General features: G+C 41.0%; 8 protein-coding genes. 1 reads left to right on the forward strand and 7 read right to left on the reverse strand.

Annotated features, from left to right (window positions below):
- Window positions 1-59: 59 nt before the first annotated feature.
- Complete coding sequence (locus D0907_RS10180; RefSeq protein WP_036967499.1) at window positions 60-602, forward strand: TetR/AcrR family transcriptional regulator; 543 nt, start codon at window positions 60-62, stop codon at window positions 600-602.
- Between the two features lie 46 nt (window positions 603-648).
- On the opposite strand, the gene D0907_RS10185 is transcribed toward D0907_RS10180, so the two are convergent.
- The 7 genes from D0907_RS10185 to D0907_RS10215 form a co-directional block, all read right to left on the reverse strand.
- Window positions 649-3,834 carry an amidohydrolase family protein gene (locus D0907_RS10185; RefSeq protein ID WP_118844805.1) on the reverse strand — a complete coding sequence of 1,062 codons (3,186 nt, stop codon included), beginning with the start codon at window positions 3,832-3,834 and terminating at the stop codon, window positions 649-651.
- A 104-nt stretch (window positions 3,835-3,938) separates the two neighbouring features.
- Window positions 3,939-4,763 (reverse strand): M90 family metallopeptidase, encoded by an 825-nt coding sequence (locus tag D0907_RS10190; RefSeq protein WP_075593148.1) that lies wholly within the window; start codon window positions 4,761-4,763, stop codon window positions 3,939-3,941.
- 96 nt (window positions 4,764-4,859) lie between these two features.
- Window positions 4,860-6,794: a hypothetical protein gene (locus D0907_RS10195; protein ID WP_118844420.1), complete on the reverse strand. Its 1,935-nt coding sequence runs from the start codon at window positions 6,792-6,794 to the stop codon at window positions 4,860-4,862.
- A gap of 89 nt (window positions 6,795-6,883) precedes the next feature.
- Window positions 6,884-9,787, reverse strand: coding sequence for a ligand-binding sensor domain-containing protein (locus tag D0907_RS10200; protein ID WP_118844421.1), 2,904 nt, complete (start codon window positions 9,785-9,787; stop codon window positions 6,884-6,886).
- A gap of 125 nt (window positions 9,788-9,912) precedes the next feature.
- Window positions 9,913-10,569, reverse strand: coding sequence for a CatA-like O-acetyltransferase (locus D0907_RS10205; protein ID WP_118844422.1), 657 nt, complete (start codon window positions 10,567-10,569; stop codon window positions 9,913-9,915).
- 264 nt (window positions 10,570-10,833) lie between these two features.
- Window positions 10,834-11,874, reverse strand: coding sequence for a Leu/Phe/Val dehydrogenase (locus D0907_RS10210; protein ID WP_036969160.1), 1,041 nt, complete (start codon window positions 11,872-11,874; stop codon window positions 10,834-10,836).
- 402 nt (window positions 11,875-12,276) lie between these two features.
- Window positions 12,277-13,803 (reverse strand): fumarate hydratase, encoded by a 1,527-nt coding sequence (locus D0907_RS10215; protein WP_036967485.1) that lies wholly within the window; start codon window positions 13,801-13,803, stop codon window positions 12,277-12,279.
- Between the last annotated feature and the right edge of the window lie 4 nt (window positions 13,804-13,807).

Genomic DNA, 13,807 nt, shown 5'->3' on the forward strand with positions numbered 1-13,807 from the left:
CAGATAGTAGACAACTCGGTCTACTTATGTCAAGCTAGAATTTCTATCTAGGAGCAAGCATGGATAAAAGAACACACATTACATTGACTGCACTCGAATTGTTTTACGATAAAGGCATTCACAGCGTGGGGATTAATGAAATTATTAGTGCAGCAAATGTAGCTAAAAAAACGATGTACCATCATTTTGCAGGTAAAGATGAATTAATTTTAGCGTGCCTAAACGAACGGCATACTACATTCATCACGTGGCTTGAGAACGCCACCAACCAACAAACGACATTACACGATTTTCAAGAACGTTTATTTACAAGCTTCGAAGATTGGTTTCATTCTAAGGTTGCAGAGCTTGGAAACTTTAATGGCTGTATGTTCATTAACGCAGCGGCAGAATACTCAGCGCCGCAAAGCCCAGTCAACCTTGCATGTAAAGCACATAAAGCCGCTGTTTCTTCACTCATCAAACAGCGTTTGTCAGAATGTAAAGACGTAAAAGCCGAGAAAATTGATTCTCTTTGCCACTATTTAATGACACTCACTGAGGGAATGATTTGCCAAGCAAAAGTGTCTGGTATGAAGCAATTCCCTCGCCTGCTAAATTAAAAACCATAAAAAAGCGGCTCAATGGCCGCTTTTCACTTTACGCTATTTATATCTTTTCAAAATATAATTTATCACGTTGTTTTCCGCCGACTTCATTCATCGTTGCCGCGTCAAATAAACGACCATTCACCATGGTATAGTCGATTTTGTCGGTATCGCGAATATTCGTCAACGGGTTACCATCAATAACGATAAGATCCGCTAATTTACCCGGCTCTAATGAACCAATATTTTTATCTAAGCCGATGTATTTAGCAGGATCGAGTGTCGCCGCACGAATTGCTTCTAGCGGCGTCATACCGCCTTGAGCAAACATCCAGATTTCCCAATGTGCAGCTAAGCCTTCACGTTGACCATGAGCGCCCAAATTAACCAATACTCCTAAGTCTTGTAGCTCTTTAGCAACGCGTGCGTTGTTAAAGTGGTTGTAATGATGATCGGGTGCTTTTACTCGACGCATTGAGCGCGGTAAAAGTTGGTTTTTAGGCACAAATTTACTTAGGCGTGGGTGGTTCCACACATCCGTTTTATCATACCAGTAGTTTTCACCCCAAATGCCGCCATAAGCAACACCTAACGTAGGTGTATAACCTACATCACTTTGCGACCATAGTTGGCGAATATCATCATAAATGTTCGCAACAGGAATTGAGTGCTCAATACCGGTATGACCATCAACGACCATGGTCAAGTTATGCTGCAATAATGAGCCCCCTTCTGGCACGACCATCATTTCAAGTTCACGCCCAGCTTCAATTACTTGCTGACGCTGTTCACGGCGAGGCTGGTTGTATGACTTAACACTAAATGCACCCACTTTTTTCAAGCGTTCAAGGTGGAATTTAGCATCGTCAAGCGAGTCAATATGCGATGTATAGCCCGGCATATTAGCACCGTACAGTATTGTACCGGTAGAGAAAATGCGTGGTGCCACTATCATGCCTGCTTTTTGCATTTCACTCGCAGCAAAAATTTCGGTGGTGTCGTTCGATGGATCATGAATCGTCGTAACACCCAGCGATAAACCAGCAAGGTTTTTCCAGTTTTGTTGCGGGATTATTTCATCACTGGCTTGCGCACCATGAGCATGGGCATCAACAATGCCTGGCATAATCGTCTTGCCGGTCACATCAATAACTTCTGCACCTTTAGGAATTGTTACAGAGTCTTTGCTTCCGACTGCTTTAATGTGTTTTCCATTAGTTACAATCACACCATTTTCAATAACTTGCTCACCATTCATGGTAATGATGCGTGCGCCCGTTAGTGCAAACATCCCCTTTGGCTCAGCCATTGTTTTGGTAAAGCCAATGTTGTCACCACTTTTCACTTTAAAATCTGTGTCTGCGTTTTTATTTATGTCAAATAAACCCGCTAAACTTGCATGATAAAGCTCAGGACCAAGACTCCAATACAGTTTATCACTGGTTCCACTCCAGCTAATATTCTCGCCCGCACGAACTGATAATTGTTCAATTGGGAATTGACTATCTTTCGGGCCAATATTAATGGTTTTGCCGCGTTCAACAAAAGGGGTTACAAACACTTTAAAACGCTCAGCAAATGCCAAATATTTACCATCTGGCGACACTCTGAACTCCGTTGCATGCTCAGACTCATACAGCTTACGTACTTCTTTTGACTCAAGCTCAACCACACTAAGCGTAGGTTTAGGCCATGGGCTCATTACATAAATACGGTCATTCATTGCGCCAAATTGCGGCTGGTAACCTGACTTAGTGATCAGTGCGGATTCACCGCCCTTGGCACTAACAGAATAAATGCCCGGCTCTAATGACCAGGTTGGATTGAGGATACTGCCACCCGATGCTTTACGATAAACAACCGTCTTACCATCTGGGCTAAAGGTAGGTTCTACATATTTACCTGGTTCTTCTGTTAACTTATTACCTCGTCCGCCTCTTGCAGAAACGACACGCACAGAGCCTTGTTCATTGTCATCCCACGTTGTATAAACTACTTTTTTACCATCGCGGGAAAACTGTGGAAATAACTCAAAATGATCGTCTTGTTTAGTTAAGCGTTTCACTTTACCTGACTCAAGATCACGCTTATAAATATGACCCAAAGCTTCAAAAATGGCTGTTTCACCGTCTGGTGAAATTTGCACATTGCGCAGCATTTTTACCGCAAAATTATCGCTATCGATATTGTGTGTAAACCGCACTGCTTTTTGAATTTGTTTATTGGTTTCTACCTTAAATGGGATACGTGATACTGATTTATCATCAACATCTAATTTATGAATTGTGCCACCAGCCCAAAACACTAATTGCGCATTATCTGGCGTCCAAGCAATGGTCGGATAAACACCGTGTATTGCCCATGTTTCTTGCATATCTCGCTCAAGCTCACCATATAACTTTGTATGCTCACCAGTGTGAAGGTCATATAAATATAAGCTTGTTTGAAAATCATCACGCTTGATATAAGCCAGCTTTTTACCATCTGGTGAGGGGGTTGGACGAATAGCGCCCCCCATTCCATCAATAATAGTTTCAATTTCACCGGTTTCACGGTCATAGCGTTTAATTTTGTAGATACCCGCAACTGAATCTTTTGAGTAATGGAATGTTTTACCTGGTGTAGCATCATGTGAAAAATACACATAACGACCGTCAGGTGAAAACATCGGTTCACCTAAATCTTTTTGATCGTTTTCACGTGCCGTTAACTGCACCCCCTTACCACCGGCTTTGTGGTATAGCCAAACTTCACCCGCACCGAGTGAGCGGCTTGCTGTAAAGTGCTTACGCGCAACTAAATAGTCGCCATCGGGGCTCCATGCAGGGCTATTTAATAAACGAAACGTTTCGTCAGTGACGGCCTTTTGGTTTTCACCGTTGACATCCATAATCCAAATGTTATCACCACCACCTTGATCAGATGTAAACGCAATGTATTTACCATCAGGGCTAAAGCGCGGTTGCATCTGCCACGCAATATCACTTGTTAATTGTTTTGCCGTACCGCCCGAGATTGGCATAGTGTAAATATCACCCAACAGATCAAACACCAAGGTTTCACCATCAGGACTAATATCAACATTCATCCACGTGCCTTGTTCAACACTGATTTTGGCATCTAAAAACTGACCTGCTGGCGCATCAACTCGCCACTTTTCATCACCTGACTGCTCGGTTGCTATTACTTGCCCTGTAAAGGCGAGTGAAATCGAAACAGCCAAAGCCGTATGAAGCATTTTCTTCATGGAATTCTCACTTGTTATTGTTTTGTTATTTGCACACATATTGATTGCATCAAATAGCATAGCAAGATTCCAGCATTACGTGTTAAACAGTCGTAAATTGGCGACTAATGCCACGCAATGGGATCAAATTCATAATAGCCTACCAATAAATGATAAATTTCAGGATCGAATTGCCTAAGTGCAGCAGGCTTTTCAAGGAAAGTTTCGGTGATCACGGCAAAAAACTCGGCTTCATTGGTCGCCCCATAACTATGAATAACATGGGGCATACCGTAAGCAATGTGTGTTTTAAGCTGATTAAAAGCACGACTGAATACTTTGGCCCATTGTTGATAGTCAGCATTACTAGCAAGCAATGGCGTGCCTGTCGTTTTTCCTGTTTCTTGGTCTAGTTGATGAGCAAATTCATGGAATACCAAATTGTGGCCATCACTAGGGAGTCGGCTTCCTTCTAGCACATCGTGCCAGCTTAAGACCAAGGTGCCACCAGGCCATGACTCACCTTGTCTCACGGTATTATGATAACTAACAAGACCTGCACCATCGCGTGATGTTTGTGGTGCATAATAGGCACTTGGATATAATAAAATGTCTTTCACATTACGATATAAAGGCCAAGGCTTATTGAGCACTAAAACACATGCATCTGCAGCAACAATGAGTTTCATTGCATCATTTAACTGCAGGCCATCACACCCAATAAATCGCTTTTCATTTAAGAACCAAACAATATGACGCTCTAATTTTTCACGATCAGCGTCCGTCATTTTTTGATAAATAGGCATGTACTTCAACAGCAATGACTTCTGCTCTGAAGTAAGGGAATAGGTCAGGTACTTTTTATGCCAAAAATGATTTCGAATATCATCCCAGCGCCAGTAACCGACAATAAAAATGAGCAAAAAAAGTAACAAAACAAGGTTAAGCATTATCATCGCCTAAAATATAATCTTGTTACTTTAATGTGTGCAAACAAAAAAAGATCAATTGTCTGCACACATTTTTATTTAAGTTGCAGTAAAAAGTTACAGGACAGGAACCGTTGCCGAACCAGTTACCACTTCTTTACTGCCTTTGACTCGATACTCATAGTCGAAGGTAATCGTATTAACGTTACCAGACGCGTTATCATCAAGGTATGTTACATCCCACGGTAGTCCATGCATATACATTAAGCCATCTGGTAAAGAAGTATATTTAATTGCATTGCCCGAATCACCATAGGCCGTTTCATTTAATGCAATTGAAACTAGGTTTCTTAAACTATCATTATAAATATACTCACCAGAGACAATTGTAAGCTCTTCGTAAACAGGATTCATAGTGCCATTGTTTGTATAACCCGTTAAGGTAATATCAAGTTCGGCAAGTGATGCAATAGACGTTGGTAAGTACAATCTCACGTTATTACCACGACTCGATGATGCTGCACTCTCACCCGCTGAGTTAGTAGCGTGAATCAATTGGCCAGCTTTCAAACCATTATTATTATCGAATTTAACATCTTCGATTGAAAACGCAGCTTTATCAGCAACCGTAAATTCATTTTCAAATGAATAATTAGCAGTTAAAGCAGTTTCTTTATCAATCACTGAATTTAAACGGTACTTATAACGACCAACACTAAGCGCTTGCTCAGGCAATACTTCCACAAAGGTATCATTTAATGACAATGATGAAGTCGTTGTAATGTCTACATCCTTTCTAATAAAAAATGTACTGCCAGCAGGGACTGAATCTGTTGTTGATTCATTACCACGGATCACTGTAAGTGAATTGCTTCTCACCAATGAAAAGCTATCTTGTGTAAGCTCTATTGGTTTTGAGAAGAACAAGTAATAACCATTATTCAACGCATTAACAGTTTGGCTAAGCAAATCTACTTGCGTCGTTTGTGTGCCTTTATTGGCCTTAAAAATCACCGACACAACACCGTCTTCGACTTGGAAATTACCTTGGTTATAGATATTGCCGACCACCAACTCACCATTTTCTTCTCTAACAGAAAATGAATCAGATAAATAATTCTGACCATTTACATCTGTAAAAGCCGACATTCTTACAGTAAGTGATGAGCTGCCTTTAAAGTCATAAACATACTCATTTTCTGTCGCATCAAAGGTCAAAGGATTAGACTCAAAATCATTGCTTGATGCCACTAATTCAATATTTGAAAAGACTTGACCAGTTTCATCGATGACTTTAACACGTAATTGATACTCTTTTGTCGCATCTGTATCTTTAAACAAAATGGTTGCATCATCATTCAATGTGCTAAATGAGACAGAACTTTGATTGTAATAATTTTGTACAAGCTCATAATCATTAATAGCATCGTTATCAACATCCATATCGATATGAAGAGCAATTGCATTTCCCAAACCAACGGGTTTCTCAATTGAATAAAGATTAGTTTGCTCGTTATAGGTCGCACTGAAAAAGTGCTCATTGCGAGATTGCCACGTGCTATCTGTCAGGCCTAATGATGTAGTATAAGTAAATTGAAGGTCTTTAATGGGTGTATTTTCACCATCAAGCAATGCTGTGAATTGAATGGTCTCTGTTGTAGTAACTGAAAGTGAGCCTAGTTGGCTGACTCCAGAGCCTGAGTTACCATAAAATGCACGCTGTTGAAACGAACCATCAGTACTTGTCACAAGTAACACGTAATCAGAATGTTTTGGAATATTTTTCAATTCAAACATGCCATCACTCAGCGAAACTGCCTCAGACCAAGTATTGCCAATTTTAATTTGAATTTGTGCGTTAGCCGCTAAACTGTCAGTGACGTAATTTTTAACCGTTCCTGTTAAAGTCGCTGTTTCAGCTTCTTGAGTGGCCTTATTTTGTTCTTCAATTGCACTGATTAGTTCATCGTTATTATTGTCTTCAACTTCTAAACAACCAGATAATAAAAAACTCGCAGAAATTGCGAGTGCAATAGTATGTTTTTTAAACATAAAAACTCCATTTAATTATTTTTGTTTCCCTTATGGGGTCTACTATTATAATGAACTTAAAATGAATAAAAAAGCCATTTGTGACCAATCTACAAAATTGATGTTTCTTTATTGTAAATTACCACTTTGTTCCTGCCATTATTTTTAGCGTGGTAGAGCGCGGTATCGGCATGAGAAAGTAGCCGATCATAGTCGGTAACATTTGCATTATCTGCAACACCGAAACTTACAGTGACAGACAGTTCTTTCGCAAGTTCAGAAAAATTATAATCCGCGATTTCTAAGCGAATAATTTCACATAAACGCGCGGCTTCATCAGCACCTTTATGAGGAAATAGTAAAGTGAACTCTTCGCCTCCCCAACGCGCAGCATAACCTTCATCTGGAAAGTTGATACGTAACAAACGGGCAATTTCACAAATCACTTGATCACCAATCAAATGTGAAAAATTGTCATTAATTAATTTAAAGTGGTCAATGTCCATAATCGCAACACTTAAGCTTTGCTTATTATGTTGGAACTGACTAAAGTTCTCGAATAGCCAACTATCGAATGCTCGTCTATTGGGTAGCTGAGTTAATTGGTCATGATTAGCGAGATGCGCGAATGCATCTGCTTGGTTCTTTAAATCGTGCATTTGTTGCTCGACCTTCTCCGTCAGCTCTATTTCAATGCGTTTATAATGATATAAACGGTATTTATATATTGCATAGGCTATTAAAAATAAGCCCAAAATAAGCACTAATTTAAAGCTGGTCTTTTGCCAAAAATATGGCGCAATTCTGAATCGTAACGTTTGTTCATTGTTTTGCCATTCACTATTTGGATAGCCCGCACGGACCTTAAATGTATATTCTCCCGGAGGTAAGTTTGTATACTCAGTAATAGCTAAGCGGCCTCTATCAACCCATTCTTCGTTGTAGCCACTTAAGTGAGTTTGATAATTTAGACGCTGCGGCATAATAAAACTTAAGCCTGCATAATTAAATGACACCCTTGAAATACCCGCTGGTAAACTTAGTACATCACTTTTAGCGGGCAATGCAACGGGCTTACCATCAACTTCAAAGCTTTCTATGACCGTTGACAAACGGCGTTTACTCGCTTCTTTTAATCGCTCAGGCTTTACAATCGCAACCCCTTTTGCCGTTGCAACCCAGAGTTGACCATCAGAATGCGTCACTGCTGCAGGGTTAGAACCGCCATTTGCTTGCGCGCTCAGCATGCCATCGCCTTCATCATACAACTGCATAGAAACAACAACTGACTCCGCACCCGTGGGGTTATCTAAAAATTCAGTAAGCTGGGTTTTATTGAGCTGAATAACACCGCGATTACTGGTTAACCACAACGAGTCACCTTGCTCAATAACCTGAAATAATTTATCAACGGGTAAGCCCTGTTCACGTCCAAACAAATGCATAACATCGATCTTCAAATCGTAACGTATGAGGCCTCGATCCGTTGCGAGCCACATTTTTTCGCCATCAAGATAAAAACCAAACGCATATTCAGTGCTAAATTTTTCAGGAAATTCTATGTTAGAAAATGTGTTTAATGCGGGATCAAAAATAGACACTCCAACACCTGTTCCAACCCATAGCCGGCCTTGATTATCTTCAGCAAGTGCCATAATAAAATTGCCAGCTAAGCCTTCTTCAGTAGTGTAAGAATGAATTTGTCCGTCGTCTGTGAGCTTTGTAAGGCCGCTGGCAGTGCCGATCCATAAATTATGTGAGCTATCGAATAATACCGCCCGTACCTCATTATTAAGAAGCCCATTAGTGCGATTCTTAACTGGGTAAATTTTGTTATTCACCACTTTCATGAGGCCACCAGTGTACGTGCCAAGCCATACATCCCCATTTTTGTCTTCAGTTAAACTTAGCACTGACAAGGGATCACGTTCATATGCTTGGTTTAAGGTGGTTATTTCCCCATTTATAATTCGGTTTAAACCATTGCTACTGCCTACCCACAAACTACCATCAGAATGAGACAATACGGTGCGAACATAATCTGAAGCAAGACCACGGCTTTGGCTCCAATTCGTAAACGGGGCTTCACGCAGCCTGAATAGCCCTGCATTAGTACCAACCCAAATGCTTTTTTCACGGTCCTGCAGTAATGACAGAATACGGTTATTCGGCAAGCCATCATCGGCATCGAGATTTTCAAGGCCTGATTGCCTCAATCTAAAAACACCTTTGTTGATTGTACCGAACCAAATGTCTCCTTGGGTATCTTCGAGCAAACTCGATATGGATTCATGATTGAGCGTTGCATCAACAGAGACAAATTTATCGTGTTGCTTTTGCCATGCCCCTTTTTCTGTGCCGACAATTAAGGTACCCGACTGAGTCAATAACAGCGTAAAAGCAGAGACATCAGGTAAACCGGCTTCTTGACCAACTTTACTGACCTTTTTACCTTCAATTTTGTATAAGCCATCACTGGTTGCAGCCCAAATGACATTCTGTTTGTCTTTTATTAGTCTGTATGCACTCAGTTTATCAACCAATGTGTGTTCTGTTGCTTTTTCTGATGCACGATACACAATACCTTGTCCCTCAAGAGCGAGCCAAATTTCGCCTTGTTCTGAGATCAATGCATGATTAATCATGGTCGATGAACTTGGAAGCGACCGCCACTGGCCCTGTGAGCGCACGGCAATCCCGCCTCGTGCTCCAACAATGTATAAATCGCCATTATCCATGGCTATCAGACTTCTTAAACCTGAATCAGGCAATCCTGGGATCTCGGTTCGTGTAAAAAGTTTAAACTCTCGACCATTAAAACGCGCCAACCCTTCCCACGTTGCTATCCAGATATAGCCATCTTTCGTTTGTGCAACACTGTTAATACTATTGTGAGGTAAACCTGAGCGTGTATTCCATGTCTCAGTAAAATAGTCACTCAATGAAAGGCGAGTTGATTCTGCAAAAGCGCTAAAACATACACACAGTAAAATGAGACTAACTACCCGCGCCATAAAGCTTAACCTTTAATTATTGTTCTTTTCAGTGATGCTGTGTGGTGCTCATATCGTCAACCAACACTTCCATTACTACTACATTAGTTGCAATTCTTACTCACTTTAATCACATTTAGCAACAATCAATTACAGTAATCATTAATTTTTTCTTGCAAGATTTGAACAAACCGAGCGACATGTAAACCATCCATTAAAGCGTGATGGACATCAATGGATAGCGGGATCTTGCCGGTTCGCTTATCGTATTGACCAAACACCAATTTAGGAATACCTAACCCGTGCCCCTCACTAACGGCATGTGAAAACCCCGTGAAATTTAGCCAAGGTAAAACAGAAATATGAATGAGATCGGGTTGCCCTTCTGTCGCTGCAAACGCTTCTGAGAAGAAAGGTTGCCCTTTACTTTCTTTTGCTACCTGCAATGCATGCTCAGAAAAGCGTTGAATAGAATCATGTTTTTCAAAGTAACTGAAACGCAATGTATCATCATCAGCTAACTCAACCACACTAGCACGTACAGTTGATAGCTGAATAGGACACGAATCTATAATACGCTGGCGCATGGGCGCATAATCGTGGCAAGCCTCTAAAGTCAGAAAAATATAGCTATGAAAAAATGAATACGGCGCTGACTTACACTGCTCATAAAGTGCAGCCATGTCGAGCGACACACAAACATTAAAGTAAGGGAGACTAAATTCTTTGAAAAAAGCAAAATGTTGCTTACGAGGCCATGACTCAAGATCAATTACGTGACTGTCATTTGGAAGAGAATGCATTGGGTGGCCCTGTGAAATAAAAAAACAGTGTAGCCAGATACATTCATTAAGTCATGTAATTGCGATTAAAATCCGCGATAGTCTATTGGCTTTTTAGGGCTGTTTGCATGTTGTCGCCTATAAAGGTATTTGGCGTAATATGTTATAGCTGTAAGCTTAATTAAGCGGTTTATTTGGAATAATATTGCAAATGGGTATTGAAGCCTATTTGGGCACAAAAAAAGGCGCGCCATGCGCACCTTTTTAAACAGCAAATTAATTAAATTATAAGCCGTTTTCGATGATTTCTAATGCAAGCTCATCAGCAATTAAATGCGTTGATTTTTGCTCTTTCTCTGAGCGAGCAAAAATTTCTGTTAGCGTATCAAAAATACCTTCAACGTGCTTCGTTGACGCCTCTGCACTGTAGCCTTCTGGTGCTGTTTCGTAATACACATTAATGATACCACCAGCATTAATTACATAGTCTGGCGCGTAAAGAATGCCTTTTTCACGAATGATTTCACCGTGGCGAGACTCTGCGAGTTGATTGTTAGCACAACCAGCAATAATCGTTGCTTTTAAACGTGGAATTGTCATGTCGTTTACTGTTGCACCTAACGCACAAGGTGCATAGACATCAACATCTAGGTCATAAATTTCATCGATACCCACTGCTGTCGCATTAAAGTCATTAACAACACGTGATACAGCTTGTTCGTTAATATCAGTAACAAACAATGTTGCGCCTGCTTCATGAAGGTGTTTACAAAGACCATATGCAACGGCACCTAAACCTTGCACAGCAACCTTTATACCCGATAAATCTTGATGACCACGTTGATGCTGTAACGCGGCTTTAATACCTAAAAATGTACCGTAAGCAGTGAAAGGTGATGGATTACCACTTTTACCTTCAAGACCCAGCACATAGTTAGTTTCTTTATTCATGATTGCAACGTCATCGCACGTGATGTTTACGTCTTCTGCTGAATAATAACTACCACTTAAACGCTCTAGCTGACGGCCAAACGCACGGAAAAGCTGCTCTGATTTAATTTCTTTTGCATTACCGATAATAACAGACTTACCACCACCGAATGGTAAACGTGCAACCGCATTTTTGTATGTCATACCTTTCGATAAACGAAGGGCATCGGTTACTGCGTCTTCGTCAGTCGCATAGTCCCACATTCTACAGCCACCTACAGCTGGACCTAACTTGGTATTGTGAACCGCGATAATAGCCTTAAGGCCTGATTCTTTATCTGAACAAAACACCACTTGCTCGTGGTTATCAAAGTCGACTTTATTAAATACAGCCACAGTTAAATACTCCGAAATTTTCTTACCCTTTTTGGGGTGTGAGCGCTGAAATTGCCGAGACTTTATCACTTCGTTTGCTCCCATGCCACTATATGAGATGATAAAACTAAGCTAAGTTACGCGATTGAAATAACAACGCAAAAAACACGTTAAAACAGGAAATATATACCTACATAAATCCACATAAAGCATGATTAATTCAAAACAAAAGTAAATCTACTAAATCTTTTTTACGTGAACGTAAAGGTCAAGTATAGCGTAAAGAAAAAGTGACAAAGTAATTCAGTAGCAAAAGCCTGAAAACACACACTTTAAGTCAAAAGTGTGGATGAGAAAGAGACTGGTCAGAGCTGAAAAAAAACGGCGCTTGGGCGCCGTTTCATATAAACGATTTAATGACGATTATTTTAATTTACCATCAAGCTCTTCGATTTTGGCTTTCCAAATTGCTGGGCCTTGCGTGTGCGCATTGGCACCTTCGCTGTCAACAGCAACAGTCACAGGCATGTCTTCAACTTCAAACTCGTAGATTGCTTCCATACCTAAATCTTCAAACGCCACTACACGCGCTTTCTTAATAGCTTTAGATACTAAGTAAGCAGCACCGCCTACCGCCATTAAGTACACAGACTTATTGTTTTTAATTGATTCAACCGTTGCAGGACCACGCTCAGCTTTGCCAATCATACCAATGATGCCCGTGTTTTCTAACATCATGTCAGTGAACTTATCCATACGCGTTGCCGTTGTTGGGCCTGCTGGGCCTACAGCTTCATCACGAACCGCATCAACAGGACCGACGTAATAGATAAATTTATTATCGAAATCAACACCTTCAGGTAAACCTTCACCTGATTGGATCATATCTTGTAGGCGTTTATGCGCCGCATCACGCCCTGTTAAAATAGTGCCAGAGAGAAGCACTGTTTCACCCATCTTCCACTCTTGCGTGTCTTCTTTAGTTAGCGTGTTTAAGTCAACACGGCGTGTGCCCTCGCCAACTTCGAACGTCACTTCTGGCCAATCTTCAAGTTTAGGAGCTTTAAGCTCTGCTGGACCTGAGCCATCTAAGGTAAAGTGAACGTGACGCGTTGCCGCACAGTTCGGGATCATTACTACAGGCTTAGATGCCGCGTGCGTCGGTGCCGTTTTAATTTTTACATCAACAACGGTTGTTAAACCGCCTAGACCTTGAGCACCAATGCCCAACTTATTCGCGCGCTCAAAAATATCAATACGCATTTTTTCTTCTGTTGTCTCAGCGCCGCGTTCAATTAGCTCGTGAATATCAACCGGATCCATTAAAGATTCTTTAGCAAGCACGGCTGCTTTTTCAGCGGTACCACCAATGCCTATACCTAGCATACCCGGCGGACACCAACCAGCCCCCATTGTTGGGAGTGTTTTTTCAACCCACGCCGCAACATCATCCGATGGGTTCAGCATGACCATTTTTGTTTTGTTTTCTGAGCCGCCACCTTTAGCTGCAACCATCACTTCAACTTCGCCACCTGGCACTAAGTCGATATGAACCACAGAAGGTGTATTATCTTTGGTGTTTTTACGCGTACCAGCAGGGTCTGCAACGATTGATGCGCGTAATGGGTTATCTGGGTTTAAGTAAGCGCGACGTGTACCTTCATCAACCATTTGCTGAACAGTCATGTCTGTTTTATCCCACTTAACATCCATACCCACTTTAACGAAACAGGTAATAATACCGGTATCTTGACACAGTGGACGTTTACCTTCAGCAGACATGCGCGAGTTAATTAAGATTTGCGCAATAGCGTCTTTTGCCGCTTTACTTTGCTCTTTATTGTACGCTTTTTCTAAGGCTTGGACGAAATCGAGAGGGTGATAAAAAGAAATGTATTGCAATGCATCTTCAATGCTATCAATGAAGTCTTGCTGACGAATTGTACTCATTACG

The sequence above is a fragment of the Pseudoalteromonas lipolytica genome (assembly GCF_003515105.1).
Taxonomy (GTDB): Bacteria; Pseudomonadota; Gammaproteobacteria; order Enterobacterales; family Alteromonadaceae; genus Pseudoalteromonas; species Pseudoalteromonas lipolytica.

Coding starts and splice junctions, on each gene's coding strand:
- D0907_RS10190 (WP_075593148.1), bottom strand. CDS start 4,763: ATGCTTAACCTTGTTTTGTTACTTTTTTTGCTCATTTTTATTGTCGGT.
- D0907_RS10215 (WP_036967485.1), bottom strand. CDS start 13,803: ATGAGTACAATTCGTCAGCAAGACTTCATTGATAGCATTGAAGATGCA.
- D0907_RS10185 (WP_118844805.1), bottom strand. CDS start 3,834: ATGAAGAAAATGCTTCATACGGCTTTGGCTGTTTCGATTTCACTCGCC.
- D0907_RS10205 (WP_118844422.1), bottom strand. CDS start 10,569: ATGCATTCTCTTCCAAATGACAGTCACGTAATTGATCTTGAGTCATGG.
- D0907_RS10195 (WP_118844420.1), bottom strand. CDS start 6,794: ATGTTTAAAAAACATACTATTGCACTCGCAATTTCTGCGAGTTTTTTA.
- D0907_RS10180 (WP_036967499.1), top strand. CDS start 60: ATGGATAAAAGAACACACATTACATTGACTGCACTCGAATTGTTTTAC.
- D0907_RS10200 (WP_118844421.1), bottom strand. CDS start 9,787: ATGGCGCGGGTAGTTAGTCTCATTTTACTGTGTGTATGTTTTAGCGCT.